This window comes from Mesorhizobium sp., assembly GCF_004962925.1.
Lineage (GTDB): Bacteria > Pseudomonadota > Alphaproteobacteria > Rhizobiales > Rhizobiaceae > Mesorhizobium.
Genome location: NZ_SUEO01000054.1, coordinates 14,402 through 29,232, shown reverse-complemented (window position 1 = coordinate 29,232; position 14,831 = coordinate 14,402). Strand labels below are relative to the sequence as shown.

The 14,831-nt window shown below is 61.2% G+C and carries 19 protein-coding genes and 2 pseudogenes; 16 read left to right on the top strand and 5 right to left on the bottom strand.

The window, feature by feature from the left end; all coding sequences use genetic code 11:
• Positions 1–586: TetR/AcrR family transcriptional regulator (locus E5W87_RS13600; protein ID WP_292397958.1), on the top strand; the 586-nt coding region annotated here is incomplete at its 5' end.
• A gap of 63 nt (positions 587–649) precedes the next feature.
• Here the strand turns inward: E5W87_RS13600 and E5W87_RS13595 are convergent.
• Positions 650–1,561 carry an alpha/beta fold hydrolase gene (locus E5W87_RS13595; RefSeq protein WP_292397956.1) on the bottom strand — a complete coding sequence of 304 codons (912 nt, stop codon included), beginning with the start codon at positions 1,559–1,561 and terminating at the stop codon, positions 650–652.
• Between the two features lie 47 nt (positions 1,562–1,608).
• On the opposite strand from E5W87_RS13595, the gene E5W87_RS13590 reads away from it, so the two are divergent.
• Positions 1,609–2,061 (top strand): MarR family winged helix-turn-helix transcriptional regulator, encoded by a 453-nt coding sequence (locus E5W87_RS13590; RefSeq protein ID WP_091590958.1) that lies wholly within the window; start codon positions 1,609–1,611, stop codon positions 2,059–2,061.
• Positions 2,062–2,082: 21 nt separating this feature from the next.
• Here the strand turns inward: E5W87_RS13590 and E5W87_RS13585 are convergent, their stop codons facing one another.
• The gene (locus E5W87_RS13585; protein WP_292397954.1) at positions 2,083–2,694 is read right to left on the bottom strand and encodes a pyridoxamine 5'-phosphate oxidase family protein; all 612 of its coding nucleotides are present in this window, start codon (positions 2,692–2,694) and stop codon (positions 2,083–2,085) included.
• Positions 2,695–2,848: 154 nt separating this feature from the next.
• Here E5W87_RS13585 and E5W87_RS13580 point away from each other — a divergent pair, with 154 nt between their 5' ends.
• Complete coding sequence (locus E5W87_RS13580; protein WP_292397952.1) at positions 2,849–3,277, top strand: nuclear transport factor 2 family protein; 429 nt, start codon at positions 2,849–2,851, stop codon at positions 3,275–3,277.
• Between the two features lie 23 nt (positions 3,278–3,300).
• Here the strand turns inward: E5W87_RS13580 and E5W87_RS13575 are convergent, their stop codons facing one another.
• On the bottom strand, positions 3,301–3,660 hold the full coding sequence (locus E5W87_RS13575; protein WP_292397964.1) for a DUF971 domain-containing protein: 360 nt from the start codon (positions 3,658–3,660) through the stop codon (positions 3,301–3,303).
• 193 nt (positions 3,661–3,853) lie between these two features.
• On the opposite strand from E5W87_RS13575, the gene moaA reads away from it, so the two are divergent.
• The 13 genes and pseudogenes from moaA to E5W87_RS13510 all read left to right on the top strand — a co-directional run bounded on the left by moaA (position 3,854) and on the right by E5W87_RS13510 (position 13,530).
• Entirely contained in the window at positions 3,854–4,849 is a 996-nt protein-coding gene (gene moaA, locus E5W87_RS13570) for a GTP 3',8-cyclase MoaA (protein WP_292397950.1), read from the top strand.
• A 54-nt stretch (positions 4,850–4,903) separates the two neighbouring features.
• Positions 4,904–5,377 carry a hypothetical protein gene (locus E5W87_RS13565; RefSeq protein ID WP_292397949.1) on the top strand — a complete coding sequence of 158 codons (474 nt, stop codon included), beginning with the start codon at positions 4,904–4,906 and terminating at the stop codon, positions 5,375–5,377.
• A 117-nt stretch (positions 5,378–5,494) separates the two neighbouring features.
• Positions 5,495–5,850: pseudogene (locus tag E5W87_RS13560) on the top strand (hypothetical protein).
• 123 nt (positions 5,851–5,973) lie between these two features.
• Positions 5,974–6,894, top strand: coding sequence for a DMT family transporter (locus tag E5W87_RS13555; protein WP_292397945.1), 921 nt, complete (start codon positions 5,974–5,976; stop codon positions 6,892–6,894).
• Between the two features lie 59 nt (positions 6,895–6,953).
• Positions 6,954–7,580 carry a molybdenum cofactor guanylyltransferase MobA gene (mobA, locus tag E5W87_RS13550; protein WP_292397943.1) on the top strand — a complete coding sequence of 209 codons (627 nt, stop codon included), beginning with the start codon at positions 6,954–6,956 and terminating at the stop codon, positions 7,578–7,580.
• Positions 7,577–8,086: a molybdopterin-guanine dinucleotide biosynthesis protein B gene (mobB, locus tag E5W87_RS13545; protein WP_292397941.1), complete on the top strand. Its 510-nt coding sequence runs from the start codon at positions 7,577–7,579 to the stop codon at positions 8,084–8,086. Before mobA ends, mobB begins: the two co-directional genes overlap by 4 nt.
• 214 nt (positions 8,087–8,300) lie before the next feature.
• Entirely contained in the window at positions 8,301–9,083 is a 783-nt protein-coding gene (locus E5W87_RS13540; RefSeq protein WP_292397938.1) for an ABC transporter substrate-binding protein, read from the top strand.
• Between the two features lie 118 nt (positions 9,084–9,201).
• Positions 9,202–9,915, top strand: a complete 714-nt coding sequence (locus E5W87_RS13535) for an ABC transporter permease (RefSeq protein WP_095486851.1) — start codon at positions 9,202–9,204, stop codon at positions 9,913–9,915.
• Positions 9,912–10,727, top strand: coding sequence for an ABC transporter permease (locus tag E5W87_RS13530; protein ID WP_292397935.1), 816 nt, complete (start codon positions 9,912–9,914; stop codon positions 10,725–10,727). The genes E5W87_RS13535 and E5W87_RS13530 overlap by 4 nt, the downstream gene beginning before the upstream one ends.
• 65 nt (positions 10,728–10,792) lie before the next feature.
• Complete coding sequence (locus tag E5W87_RS13525) at positions 10,793–11,662, top strand: NAD(P)-dependent oxidoreductase (RefSeq protein ID WP_292397933.1); 870 nt, start codon at positions 10,793–10,795, stop codon at positions 11,660–11,662.
• An 8-nt stretch (positions 11,663–11,670) separates the two neighbouring features.
• Positions 11,671–12,372: a DNA alkylation repair protein gene (locus E5W87_RS13520; protein ID WP_292397931.1), complete on the top strand. Its 702-nt coding sequence runs from the start codon at positions 11,671–11,673 to the stop codon at positions 12,370–12,372.
• Entirely contained in the window at positions 12,335–12,916 is a 582-nt protein-coding gene (locus tag E5W87_RS13515; protein ID WP_292397929.1) for a GNAT family N-acetyltransferase, read from the top strand. The genes E5W87_RS13520 and E5W87_RS13515 overlap by 38 nt, the downstream gene beginning before the upstream one ends.
• 44 nt (positions 12,917–12,960) lie before the next feature.
• The gene (locus E5W87_RS13510; RefSeq protein WP_292397927.1) at positions 12,961–13,530 is read left to right on the top strand and encodes a DUF3299 domain-containing protein; all 570 of its coding nucleotides are present in this window, start codon (positions 12,961–12,963) and stop codon (positions 13,528–13,530) included.
• Between the two features lie 11 nt (positions 13,531–13,541).
• Here E5W87_RS13510 and E5W87_RS13505 read toward each other — a convergent pair whose 3' ends face one another.
• Together E5W87_RS13505 and E5W87_RS13500 are read right to left on the bottom strand one after the other, a co-directional pair.
• A complete protein-coding gene (locus tag E5W87_RS13505) occupies positions 13,542–14,033 on the bottom strand; it encodes an Lrp/AsnC family transcriptional regulator (RefSeq protein ID WP_006333679.1) in 492 nt (163 codons plus the stop codon).
• A 118-nt stretch (positions 14,034–14,151) separates the two neighbouring features.
• Positions 14,152–14,783 (bottom strand): annotated as a pseudogene (locus E5W87_RS13500) (uracil-DNA glycosylase family protein).
• Between the last annotated feature and the right edge of the window lie 48 nt (positions 14,784–14,831).

The window sequence follows — 14,831 nt, the reverse complement described above, 5'->3', positions numbered from 1 at the left end:
CGATCGAACCGCCGCCTTGCGGCGGGCGATGGAGGTGTTCTGGGTCAAAGGCTATGAAGGTGCATCGATCAGCGACCTGACCGCCGCAATGGGCATCAACTCACCCAGTCTCTACGCCGCCTTCGGCTGCAAGGAAGCGCTCTTCCTCGAAGCGGTCGAGCTCTACACGCAGGTCGAAGGCACCGACATCTGGTCCGCACTGGAAAAGGCGCCGACGGCGCGCCAGGCGGTCGAGCGTTTTCTGCGCCGGACGGCCAAGGCCTATTCGCAGACCGATCGCCCGCAAGGCTGCCTGATCGCGCTCGGTGCGCTGCACCAGGACTCAAGCCGCGGCGCCATCTGCGATGACCTGCGCCGTCGCCGCGCCGAAAACCACGATGCTCTGCTGAGACGGCTGGAACGTGGCGTGGCGGAAGGCGAATTGCCGGAAAATTTCGACAGCCGCACGGCTGCAACGTTCTACGCGACCGTGCAGCACGGCATGTCGATCCAGGCGCGCGACGGCGCATCGCGCGCCGCTCTTTTGGCGACGGTGGCCGGGGCCATGGCCGCGTGGAAGGTGATGGCCGGCACGGACGCGGCGTGAACAAATGCCGACCATGATGGAGATCGAACTCCCGATCCGGTACGGAGAAACGAGATGCTCAGGTCAGTGCAGCAGCGACGGCTCTTGGTATTCGGCAACGAAGCCGATCGCGCGCTCGACCACGCCCCTGTCGGCGAGAATGCGGCGATGGCCGAGCCCGTCGGCCCAGTAAAGGCTGACATGGTCGCCGGCGCCCGCATAGAGCCTTGCATGGTCGGCGGACACTTCGCGGTCGTCCGGCGCATGGATGACCAGCGTTGGCACCGGCGTGCGGGCAAGCTGGCGGTCGCCGACGAATTCGTGCAGCGGCCGGCCGGCGATGCGTTCGACCCGGTCCGCCATGGCGGCCTGCGAGCGTGGGCCGACACTGAGCATCCGGCTGAAGTCGCTGAAGATCGCCGGCAGCGAACTCGGCGCCGCGATCAGCACCAGCCGCTCGGCCGCCAGCGGCGGAATGTTCTTGACCGAACCGACGACGGCATTGGCGGCGACGGCACCGCCGAAGGAATGGCCGACGACCGCCACGAACGGGCCGAACCATTCGCCGGTCAGCCGTGCGGCTTCGACAGCACTGACCAATGTGAGCCGGCGGCCTTGCGATTGGCCGTGGCCCGGCAGGTCCAGCGAGACAACCTTGTAACCGGCGTCACGATAGCCTTCGATCAGCGTGCGCATATATTCGGTGCGCGAACGCCAGCCATGGATGACGAGCACAGTGCCGGCGACCCGCCTGCTCGGCTCTGACCTGAATTCATGCACCATGACGCACCCGTTTTTGGTCTTCAGCCGATGATGGCGCGCCTCGGCCATGAAGCCGGCGGCGCGGTCGACGGCGCGTCGCTCGCCGTCGCTGAGGATCTTGGCGTTAGGCGTGCGGCAGAACAGTTCGAACGCCGCGCACCCGGTAAGGCGCGGAGCCACATGTTCGGCGGCGGCAAACACGCCCCGGATGACCTTCAAACCAAATGATGCCATAGTGGCGATCCATCCATTCGTTCAAGCATGAACATAATAGTTCAAACATGAACATTAAACAAGAGCTACCCTGGGATAACCCGCGTTTTCGCAACTGGGTCGCGGTGGCGCGCGCTTGCCATGTGCTGGAGCGCACGCTGGCGGTGAAGCTCGCGCCGTTGGACCTGAAGCCGGCGCAGCTCGACGTGCTGATGAACCTTTACCGCCATCCCGGCATGTCGCAGCATGATCTCGCCCGCCGGCTGCTGGTCGGCCGTTCCAACATCACCATGCTTTTGCCGCAACTCGAGACACGCGGCCTGCTGCGCCGCGAAGGTGACCAGAAGGACAAGCGAGTGCTGCGGCTGACCTTGACCGAAGCCGGCACGGAACTTCTGATGCAGGCGCTGAAGGTCCATATGGCGCTGATCGAGAAAGCGATGAGCCAGTCGACGCCGGAGCAATGCGATATGATCGGCGAGCAGATGCGCAAGATTGCCGACGTTCTCAAGGAAGCGTGACCGGGCTGGCGAGCGATCCGCTCACCACATCGACTTTTTCGCGCGCTCCGGCCATTCCTTGTCGTAAGCCTCGCCGTCGATGCCCTTCCGGCTGGTGATCTCCAGGATTTTTCCGGCTGTCGGCAGCGACTTCGGATCGACATGCCTTGCTGGGTTCCAGAGTTCCGACCGGACGATGGCGCGGGCGCACTGGAAATAGACCGAATCGACGTCGATGACCGTGACTGAGCGTGCCGGCTTGCCGTCTACGCTGAACGAGGCGCAGAGCGCAGCGTCCGTGGTGATATGGGCGCGGCCGTTGACGCGCAGCGTCGTGCCGGAGCCTGGGACCAGGAACAACAGGCCGACGCGCGGATCGCGAATGATGTTTTTCAGCGAATCGGCACGGTTGTTGCCGCGCCGGTCCGGCATCATCAGGGTTTTCGGATCATGGATGCGTACGAAGCCGGCGAGATCGCCGCGCGGCGAGCAATCCAGCCCTTCCGGCCCGCTGGTCGCGAGTGCGGCAAAAGGCGAGGCTTCGATGAAGGCGGCGTATTCAGGGATCACATGATCGAGTTCCTTGACCAGCGAGGTTTCGCCGGGCAGGCCATAGAGCGTTTCGAGCTGTTCTACCGTGGTGATGACGGGCATGTTTTCGTCTCCGGGTACCCGCCGCCGCTACTCCATATCCGTGACGTTTTGACGACAGGTATTGCACGTCTTTTTGGTTGTCTGGAAACGGGTGTCGAACCAACGATATTGAGGGCAAGCCGTCAACCGTACGTACTGAACACGGAGACCGAAAATGGATAAACCACTCGATCGGCGACGCACCGCCATGGAACTTCTTGAAAACATGTTCGAGGTTGAGATGCGCTTCTTGCAGTCAGGGTCGGAGAGCCTCGATATGCTTGCCGGCGCATTTCACGCCGAAGTTGTCGTGCATGAGCCGCAGTCCCTGCCCTACGGCGGTGACTGGAAGGGCCTCGACCGCGTTGGTGCCCTTTTCCGCAAGATGCGGGAAATCTGGAGCGACGTGGCGGTGGAGAACCTTCAGGCCGCCCAAAGCGACGACATGGTATTCATGAGCTGCACACTTTCGCTGACATCGCGAGCCAATGGTGCGACTATCAAACAGCCGTTTGCCGAAGTCTTGCGCTTCAAGGATGACCGGCTGATCGAAGGCACACCGTTTTATCACGACACCAGCGAGATACTGGCGATCCTGCGTTGACCAGAGCGTCCCGCGCGAACCATTCAACGATCGCGGCTTAGCCCCTTCTCTTCCAGCTCGGCGAGATAGGCAGCCCAGCGCGCGTCCTTCTCATGACCCAGCGTATGCAGGTAATTCCAGGTGAAGATGCCGGTATCGTGGAAATCGTCGAAGGTGATGCGGACGGCATAGTTGCCGACCGGTTCGATCTTCAGGATCGCGACATTGCGCTTGCCGGGAACGGTCACGCGCTGTTCGGGCGAATGGCCCTGCACTTCGGCCGATGGCGAGACAACACGCAGAAACTCCGCCGGCAGTTCGAACGGCTGATGGTCAGGGAAGGTCACGGTAAGCAGCTTGCGGTCCTTCGAGACCCTGAGTTCCTTCGGCGCCGTCATGGTGATAAGTTCCGCATCATCTGTCCTTTCCCTACGCCCCTTCGCGCAGCGGGAAAAGGCCGCTTCGAAACTTCCGGCACAATCTGTCGGCGGCGTGATGTTACCAAAGATCGAGACCTCTTATCTTGAATGGCAGGTTGGATCGTATCACATAGCCATATATAACGATGCCGTTCGCAGCCACGGGAAACGCACCAGCATGGACATGATCGATCCTTTTGGTCGCACGATCAGCTATCTCAGGGTGTCGGTCACCGACCGCTGCGATTTCCGCTGCACCTATTGCATGGCCGAAGACATGGCGTTTCTTCCCAAGAAGGATCTGCTGTCGCTGGAAGAACTCGACCGGCTGTGCACGGTTTTCATCGAGAAGGGTGTGAGGAAACTGCGTCTTACCGGCGGCGAGCCGCTGGTGCGCAAGAACATCATGCATCTCGTGCGCCAGATTGCGCGTCATCTCGAAAGTGGTGCGCTGGAAGAACTGACGCTGACCACCAACGGCTCGCAGCTTTCCCGCTTTGCCGCTGAGCTCGCCGATTGCGGGGTCAAGCGCATCAATGTCTCGCTGGATACGCTGGACCCGGAAAAATTCCGCCAGATCACCCGCTGGGGCAATCTCGACAAGGTCATGGATGGCATCGACGCCGCGCAGGCAGCGGGGCTGAAGGTAAAGCTCAATGCGGTGGCGCTGAAGGATTTCAATGACGCCGAGCTGCCGGAGATGCTGCGCTGGGCGCACGGCCGCGGCATGGAGTTGACGGTCATCGAAACCATGCCGATGGGCGAGATCGATGCCGACCGCACCGACCAGTATCTGCCACTGTCGCTGCTGCGCGCAGCGCTGGAGCGTCAGTTCACGCTGACCGACATTCCTTACAAGACCGGTGGTCCGGCCCGCTACGTCCACGTCGCCGAAACCGGTGGCAGGCTCGGCTTCATCACGCCGATGACGCATAATTTCTGCGAAAGCTGCAACCGCGTCCGGCTGACCTGCACCGGTACGCTCTATATGTGCCTCGGCCAGGAGGATGCCGCCGACCTGCGCGCACCGTTGCGTGCCTCCGAAGGCAACGAATTGGTCGCCGATGCCATCGATGAAGCCATTGGCCGCAAGCCGAAGGGCCATGATTTCATCATCGACCGCCGCACCAACCGTCCATCGGTGTCGCGGCATATGAGCGTTACAGGGGGCTGATTATTTCATCGATTTCATGCAAGATCGCCTCGACCATCGGCTGCGGGGTATGGCATGAAGCGTTTTTTCTCGATGCTGGCGTCTTTGGCGGCTATTGCGGCGACCGAAGCAATTGCCTCGCCGTTCACTTACATCAACGCGCGTTTCGGCACCGTCTGCACCTTTCCGGATGAGATCTTCACCCTTCGCCAGCCTGAGCCGGACAATGGCGATGGACAACAGTGGCTCACCGCCGATGGCGCCAGACTGATCTGTTCGGGCATCCTCAATATCGATGATGACACCCCGAAAGGCTTCGTCTCCGCCGAGAAGGCCAGCACGGAACCTGGCTACAAGATCACCTACAGCAAGACCGGCAAGGACTGGGCGGTGCTGTCGGGAATCAAAGGCGAGAACATGTTCTACGAACGCCGTCTGTTCGGAAAAGACGGTGTCATCCGCACGGTCTGGATCGACTATCCGCCAGCTCTGAAATCAAAATACGACCCGCTCGTCGGTGCCATCGCCGGCAGCCTCAGGAGACCGTGAGCCTCCCGATCACATCCAGAAAAAGTCTGGTCCGCAAGCGGTTGCCGGATTTACCGCCTAAACGTTCCAGCCTAGCCTCCGCTCCGGGGCGGTTCTTCGCTCGGGGGGGAATACAACATGCGCAAACTTAGCTTTTCTCTTGCATTGCTCGGGCTCGTGGCCGTGCCCGCGGCCGCCCAGTCCATCGGCGGCACTTATACCGTCGCCGGCACCAATTTTGACGGATCGTCCTACGGCGGCGAGCCAACCATCACGCTGACCAGCGAGACGACCTGCACAATCCATTGGGAGACAGGCGGCTCGTCCTCGGACGGCATTTGCATGCGAAACGACGACGCCTTCTCGGCCGGCTATGTCATGGGCAAGGCGTCGGCCTTGTCGTCTATAAGGTACAGGACGACGGCTCGTTGCATGGCCTGTGGACGATTGCCGGCAAGGAAGGCAGTGGCACCGAAATGCTGATGCCGAACTAAGTTCCAACGCTCTTGCGGAGAGGATGTCACGGGCCGCCTAAAGGCTGTGGCCCAGCCCTTTGACGTTGCTGTCTGGCGGCCGGCTGCTAGAGGCTTGATGCAGAACCACAACCGGTAATGCCTTTGCCTCTTTCGCCAAACCTGCGCGGCGCGTTGTTCATGATGGTGGCCATGAGTGGCTTCACCCTCAACGACGCGATCACCAAAGTCTCGTCGGAATCCATGAACATGGCGCAGGTCATGCTGATCCGAGGTGCGTTCGCTTCGCTCTTCGTTGGCTTGCTTGCCTGGCAAAGTGGTGCTCTTGCCCGGCCGGGCTCGATGCTGCAGCCACTGGTGGCGATACGCGTGGTCAGCGAAGCCGGTGCTACCGTGTCGTTTCTCATCGCCCTTGCCCATCTGCCGATCGCCAATGTCTCGGCCGTGCTGCAGGCGCTGCCGCTGGCGGTGACGATGGGCGCAGCACTTGTGTTCAATGAAGGCGTCGGCTGGCGGCGCTGGCTGGCAATCGCCATCGGCTTTGCCGGGGTGCTGATCATCGTGCGGCCCGGCTTCGAGGGGTTCAGCATCTATTCGCTGCTGGCGCTGGCCTGTGTCGCCTGTTGCGCGGTGCGTGACCTCGCCACCACCCGGATACCGCAGGCCATTCCGACATTGCTGGTGTCGACCGCCACGGCACTTGCCATGACAGTGCTCGGCGCGGCACTGCTTTCGCCAATGGGTGGGTGGACACCGATGGCTGGAAAAAGCACGGCGCTGCTGGCACTGGCGGCAGTGCTCGTGGTCATCGGTTACCAGTTCATCATCATGGCGATGCGGATGGGCGACATCTCGTTCGTCGCGCCGTTCCGTTACACAGCTCTGCTCTGGTCGATCCTGCTTGGCCTGGTCATCTTCGGCGACGTCCCCGACCTGCCAATGATACTCGGCGCTACCGTCATCGTCGGCTCCGGCCTCTACGCACTTTACCGCGAACGGATCGTCGGCCGGCGAAAGACGGCCGCTGAAAGCGCTGGACCTGATATGGCGCCGGACGGCATATAGGCGAGCCCCGAGGGTCGCTGGAACCTGACGATTTGGGGCCGGCGAGAAGACAGCAGACGATGAACCGAGATATTGCAGGGATCATTCTGGCCGGTGGCCAGTCGCGGCGAATGGGTGGTGGCGACAAAAGCCTGTTTGCGCTGGGAGGCCGCCGCGTGCTCGACCATGTCGTCGCGCGCCTTGCCCCGCAAGTCGGACCGCTGGCGCTGAGCGCCAACGGCGATCCGTCACGCTTTGCCAAGTTCGGACTGCCGGTGCTTGCCGATACGGTCGAGGGTTACGCGGGACCGCTTGCCGGCGTCCTGACCGGCCTCGAGTGGGCGTCCATGGCTTGCAGTGCGGTCGTCACTGTCGCCGGCGACACGCCGTTCTTTCCCGAGGATCTAGTCGGGCGGCTGGCCGCGGTGGTCAAGGAACGTCCCGGCGCGATCGCTGTCGCCAGTTCGGGTGGCAAGCGGCATCCGACGTTCGCGCTCTGGCCGCTTGGTCTGCACGACGCCTTGCGCCGTTTCCTGGTCGATGAAGACAATAGGCGGGTTTTCGCGTTCATCGAGCGGCACGGCTTTGTCGATGTCGAATTTCCGATGTGGAACTCCGGTGGGCGCGAGATCGATCCTTTCTTCAACATCAATACGCCAGACGACCTTGCCGAAGCCGAACGTCTGTTGCAGAGCATGAAGTCATGATGAGACGCGTCTTCGGTATCACCGGCTGGAAGAATTCCGGCAAGACGACACTGACCGAAAAGCTGGTCGCCGAACTTGTCCGGCGTGGCTGGAAAGTCTCGACGGTAAAACACGCCCATCATGATTTCGACATCGATAAGCCTGGAGCGGACAGCTTTCGCCACCGGCAGGCCGGAGCCACGGAAGTCGCCATCGTGTCGGACCGGCGTTGGGCTCTGATGCACGAATTGCGCGGCGAGGACGAGCCGACGCTGGACGCGATCCTGTCGCGGCTCGGCACCTCCGATATCGTGCTGGTCGAAGGCTACAAGCGCGAGGCGCACAGCAAGATCGAAACGCGGCGGCTGGAGGCCAAGGACCGGGCACCTCTTTCGGCAAATGATCCGCACATCGTCGCCGTCGCCGCCGACTTCGCCATAGCGGGCGAAAGCCTGCCTGTCTTTGATCTCGACGACACGAAATCGATAGCCGACTTTATAGAGCGCACGACAGGCTTGAAGCGCTGAGGGCATTTTGCGAACGAGCATCCGACCGCCCTTTTTCGCCGCTGTTATGCCTGCCCCAACGTCATCATTATCCACGAATGCAAATCCCGGAAGCAACGGTTTTTGCAGTTGCTTTTTTCGGGGAAAGAGTGGGAGTATCGCGCCAGCGGGCGGTCAAAAGCACCGCCCACAGAGCCGTTTGGAACGACGGCCGGGACATACAGAGAGGACCATCATGCGTACTGCATTGCGTATAGCGCTCGCCGCATCGGCCGCGCTGCTGACGCTGGGCGTTGCCCAGGCTCAGGAGAAGACTTTGAGGATCGGCACCGAAGGCGCTTACCCTCCGTTCAACAATCTGACCGCCGACGGCCAGCTGGTGGGCTTCGACATCGACATCGCGAAGGCACTCTGCGACGAGATGAAGGTGAAGTGCACATTCGTCGCGCAGGATTGGGACGGCATCATCCCGGCGCTTCAGGCTGGCAAGTTCGATGCCATCGTCGCATCGATGTCGATCACCCCGGAGCGTGCCGAGAAGGTCGACTTCACCCACAAATACTACAACACGCCACCGGCAATCGTCGCGCCCAAGGACAGCGACATCAAGGGCGTGACCAAGGAGGACCTGGCCGGCAAGACGATCGGCGTGCAGGGTTCGACCACCCATTTCAACTATTCAACCGCAACCTACACCGACAGCACGATCAAGCCTTACCCGACCGCGCAGGAATACCAGCTCGATCTCGCCAATGGCCGCGTTGATGCGGTCAACGACGATATCACTGTTCTCGAAGGCTGGCTTGCCACGCCGGAGGGCGCCTGCTGCAAGGTGATCGGTGCGATCAAGCCTGACATCAAGATCCATGGTCCGGGCGCCGGCATCGCGGTGCGTAAGGGCGAGACCGAGCTGGTCAACCAGTTCAATGCGGCGATCGACGCCATCCGCGCCAACGGAAAGTACAAGGAAATCAACGACAAGTACTTTAAGTTCGACGTCTACGGCGGCGAGTCCTGATCCTATGGATCTGATAGCGAACGGCGGGATATTCCCGCCGTTCGTCCAAGGAGCGGCGCACGAGGGGTGACGCCGCGCTGCTCTCAAAAGAGCCCATAAAGTTAGAACAGGCAGGCGGATGCAAAGCGTTTGGACGCTGCTCAGTTGGGGCCCCGAAGGCTGGCTCGACGACATTGCCTATGGCGTTTTCATCACCGTTTCGCTTGCAGCCGCGACCCTGCCTGTCGGTTTGGTGATCGGCTTTCTGGTCGCACTGGCCAAGCAATCCGACGAGCCGTCGCTGCGGCTGGCCGGCAATATCTACACCACCATCTTTCGTGGATTGCCCGAGCTGCTGACGCTGTTCATCATCTTTTACGGCGCGCAAATCGGCATCCAGCAAGTGATGCGCCTATATGACCCGACCGCCGCGGTCGAAGTGAACGCTTTTGTTTCCGGCATGATCGCGCTCGGCGTCGTCTTCTCGTCCTACGCCAGCGAGGTCTTCCTCTCCGCGTTCCGCGCCATCCCTAAGGGACAGTATGAGGGTGGCTATTCTGTCGGACTGTCGGGCTGGCAGACGATGCGACTTGTGGTGCTACCGCAGCTTATCCGTATCGCTCTACCGGGCCTTGCCAATCTGTGGCTCATACTGCTCAAGGACACGGCTTTGGTGTCCGCCATCGGCCTTACCGACATATTGCGGCAAGCGGGCGTCGCCGCCCGCGTCACCAAGCACGCCTTCCTGTTTTTCGGTGTCGCCGCCCTTATTTATCTGCTCCTCGCCATCATATCGTCCTTCGGCATAAACGCGATCGAACGTGCGGTCAGCCGCCAGCAGGTGCAGCGATGAGCGTAGCCGCCATCGACCGACCGCCGGCTCTGCCACGCGGCTGGCCCCGTCAACGCATTCTCGGCTACGCGCTGGTCTGCCTGTGGACCGCTTTTCTCGCCGGGATCGCCGCCTATCTCATTCTCGCCTGGAACGGCGAGCTTTTCGCGAAATATGCGCCCGGCTATGTATCGGGACTTGGCATCACTCTGTTGCTTGTCGCCATCTCGATTGTGCTCGGCGCGATCCTGTCGGTACCGATCGCCTATGCCCGCATGTCGAAGAACCGGGTTCTTTCTGGTCTTGCCTATGCCTATGTCTATTTCTTCCGCGGCACGCCGCTGTTGGCTCAGACCTTCCTGGTCTATTACGGCGTAGGCTCGTTCCGGCCCCAACTCGAGATGGTCGGCCTCTGGGGTTTTTTCCGCGAGGCGTTCAACTGCGCAATCTTCGCCTTCTCGCTCAACACTGCCGCCTATCAGGCGGAAATCCTGCGCGGCGCGATCCAGAGCGTGCCCAGGGGCCAATGGGAGGGCGCCGCCTCGCTTGGCCTGCACAAATTGCAGACGATGTGGAAGGTCATCCTGCCGCAAGCACTGATCGTGGCGCTGCGGCCCTACGGCAACGAAATCATCCTGATGATCAAGGGCTCGGCGATCGTCGCCATCATCACCGTCTATGATCTGATGGGCATCACGAAGCTCACCTATTCGCGCACTTTCGACTTCCAGTCCTATGTCTGGGCGGCGATCATCTATCTGGTCATTGTCGAGATACTGCGCCACGCGGTCGAGTGGATAGAACGGCGCATCACGATCCATCTGCACCGCTGACTCCCATAGCTCTGCCTGATCCGCTAAGAAGGCCGCAAAGCTGGCTTCTAAGGGATTCGAAAAACATGGCATCGGTGGCATTTCTCGGTCTTGGCGTCATGGGCTATCCAATGGCCGGGCATCTCAGGAACAAGGGCGGCCACGACGTCACCGTCTACAACCGCACCAAGGCAAAGGGCGACCAATGGGTTGGCCAGCACGGCGGCAGTGTTGCCAACACGCCGGCCCAAGCCGCCGATGGCAAGGATTTTGTCTTTTCCTGTGTCGGCAATGACGACGACCTGCGTGCGGTGACGATCGGAGCCGAGGGTGCGTTCCAGACGATGAAGAAGGGAGCGATCTTCATCGACAACACCACGGCGTCGGCTGAAGTCGCGCGCGAACTGGCCGAGAAGGCGCAAGTGGGGGGGGTCTCGTTCCTCGATGCACCGGTTTCCGGCGGCCAGGCCGGCGCCGAAAACGGCGTACTGACCGTCATGGTCGGCGGCGAGCAGAACGCCTTCGACAAAGCAAAGCCCGTCATCGATGCCTATGCCCGCATGGTCGGGCTGATGGGCCCGGTCGGCTCCGGCCAGCTCACCAAGATGATCAACCAGATCTGCATCGCCAGCCTTGTCCAAGGGCTTGCCGAGGGTATTCATTTCGGCAAGAAGGCCGGGCTCGACATCGAAAAGGTCATCGAGGTGATTTCCAAGGGCGCGGCCGGCTCCTGGCAGATGGAGAACCGCCACAAGACGATGAATGCCGGCAAATACGATTTCGGCTTCGCCGTCGACTGGATGCGCAAGGATCTCGGCATCTGCCTGGCGGAGGCCGACCGCAACGGCGCCAAGCTGCCGGTGACGGCGCTTGTCGACCAGTTCTATAAGGATGTGCAGGGCATGGGCGGCAAGCGCTGGGATACGTCTTCGCTGCTGGCGCGATTGGAAAAATAGGTTTTGTCGTGGCCGAGCTTTCACCTCAATCCAGCGCCGAGGAAATTGTCGCCCATCTGCGCTCGATCGGCTCGGAGGAGAATCGCCTTGGCATGCTGCGCTACGGCATCAAGATCGAACGTGCGCTCGGTATCTCGCATGGCGTGCAGCGGCAGATTGCCAAGAAAATCAAGCGCAATCATGAACGTGCCTTCGAGCTATGGCAGACAGGCATCATGGAGGCGCAGTTCATCGCTTCCGTCACGGCCGATCCGACGCGGTTTTCTGCCGCGGATGCAAGACGATGGGCGGCGACTTTCGACTCATGGGATATCGTTGACGGCGTTTCCGATCTCTTTGTCGATGCGGATTGCTGGAGGGAACTGATCGTGGAATTCGCGGTCGACGACCGGGAATTCGTTCGACGCACAGCTTTTGCCATGATGGCCTGGTCGGTGGTTCACCGGAAGAACGAACCAGCGGCCACCTTCCTCGACTTCCTGTCGATCATCGAAGCGTATGCCACCGACGGCCGCAATTTCGTGAAGAAGGCGGTGAACTGGGCACTTCGTTCGATCGGCAAGCGATCGATGGATCTGCACGGCCCTGCCCTTGCGCTGGCACAAAAGCTGGCTGCCTCGACCGACAAGACGGCACGCTGGATCGGCAAGGATGCTGCAAGGGAACTTTCCGATGCCCAAACGCTCGAGCGACTCGCCAAGAAAGGCTGACTGGGGCGAAATCCTCTTTACTGAGGTGACGCCATCGACGCGCGCCGATTTCGAGAACCTGTTCGAGCAGCCGGGCGGGCCGAAATACTGCTTGTGCATGGCCTGGCGCAATCTCGAAAACCGCGAGCATGTGCCCAACGATGAGAGGAAACGGGCGATGATGACGCTCATCGAGGCCGACACGCCGGTCGGCATTGTCGCCCAAGCCGGAGGCAAGACCATAGGCTGGTGCTCGGTGGCACCACGCGAAACCTACCGCAAACTGTCGCCGCAGCAGGACGACGACACCGAGGCGGGCGTCTGGTCCATCGTCTGTTTCTATGTGCCGAGGGCGTTGCGCGGCGGCGGGTTGGCGGCCGCGTTGCTGGACGCGGCGATCGATCACGCCTTCGCCAAAGGCGCCAGAACGGTCGAGGCTTACCCGGTCGACAAGGCATCGCCGAGCTATAGGTTCATGGGCTTTCGCGACATGTTCGTCTCCCGCGGGTTCCACGAGACCGGCATGGCCGGTTCACGCAGGCATGTGATGCGGCTCGAACGTTGACGCCATGGCCGGCGACGGTTTTTATTGGGCGAAAAGGTGAGCGGATGACGAAGTGGTTGAGATTGCCTGCGGCCGTCGCGGCCTTGTTGCTTTGCTTCGACACAGCGAGCGCTTCCGCCGAAACCGCGCGCATATTCTGGAAGGATCTGCGCCCGGCGACCCAGCCCGCTGCCGAAAGTGTCGGATTACCGATGGTCGCGGCGAAAATGCCTGATCATGGCGAGACGCTGTCTCTCAATCTGCAAGACAAGACCGTCCAATTGGCGGGCTATGCGCTGCCGGTCGATCGCGAAGGCGATCTCGTCTTCCAGTTCCTGCTGGTGCCGTGGACGGGTGCGTGCAGTCACATGCCGACGCCGCCGCCCAATCAGATCGTGCTCGTCACGCCCGCGCGCCCCTACAGGATGTCGGAAGCCTATCAGCCCGTTTCCGTGACCGGCGCCCTCAAGCCGGGCATGGAAAAAAGTCAGCTCTTCATCCTCGACGGCGCCAGCGTCATCCAGTCTGGCTACACCGTGCGCAAGGCGGAGGTAATGGGCGTCGATAAGGTGCCGGACACCATCACGTTACCAGTAAACTCGCCCTGGACTTTCCTGAACAAAAAGAAGAACTAAGGAAAAGTTCCTCAGGCAGCGTTCGCGCCCGATTCCTTGTCCAGCACCATATAGTCCAGCGGCATTTCGGTCGTGTACTTGATCTGCTCCATGGCAAACGACGACGACACGTCGCGGATCTCGATCTTGGCGATCAGCCGCTTGTAGAAGGCGTCGTAAGCAGCGATATCAGGCACCACCACCCGCAAGAGATAGTCGACGTCGCCGCTCATGCGGTAGAACTCGACCACTTCCGGAAATTCCTGGATGACCTCCGAAAAGCGCCGCAGCCATTCATGGCTGTGCGAATTGGTGCGGATCGACACGAACACGGTGACGCGCACATTGACCTTTTCATGATCGAGGATGGCGACGCGCCGCTTGATGACGCCTTCCTCCTCGAGCTTCTGGATGCGCCGCCAGCACGGCGTGGTCGACAGTCCGACTTTCTTGGCTACGTCGGCGACCGCGAGCGTCGCATCCTCCTGCAAGAGGCGGAGGATTTTTCTATCAAGGCGGTCCATTGGGTGCTCCCACAGGGATAACGAGGAATAGATTGGCTATAGTCCTTCTTATTTAGGCCATTCACAAGAAAGAAATTCTGCCAGATGACGCAAAAGCGAGTGATTTCTTGCTCACGCTTCAGCCAAGGCGAGAGCGGATTTCCGATCTCAGAAACGGCAGCAAATCCATTTCAAACCACGGATTGCGCTTTAGCCAGCCGGTGTTGCGCCACGACGGATGCGGCAGCGGCAGCACTTTCGGGGTGCTGGGCGCATCCCAGATGGTGCGCCAATCCATCACCGTCTCCGTCAGCGACGGCCGGCGCGCGGCGCCCATGTGCCAGGATTGCGCATAGAGGCCGATCGTCAGCACCAGGTCGACCTGGGGCATCAGTGCCATCAGCGGCGCACGCCAGGCCGGTGCACATTCGCGGCGCGGCGGCAGGTCGCCGCCCTTGGCATCCTGACCGGGAAAGCAAAAGCCCATCGGCACGATGGCGAATTTTGTCGTGTCGTAGAATTCTTCCGCGCTGACGCCCAGCCAGCTTCGCAACCGATCGCCGGAGGCGTCGGTGAACGGCATGCCTGACATATGCACCTTGGTGCCCGGTGCCTGGCTGGCGATCAGGATGCGGGCGCTCGACGACGGCCTGAGCACCGGGCGCGGCTCGTGCGGCAACGGCCGGCCATCCGGGTTTTCGACGCAGATACGGCAGGCGCGTACGATCGCCGCGAAGTTTTCCAGATCGTCGCTCATTCTCCGGGGCTCATTGTCAGGCGGCGGCGCTCGGCCGGCTGGAGACTGCCTGATGCCAGCGC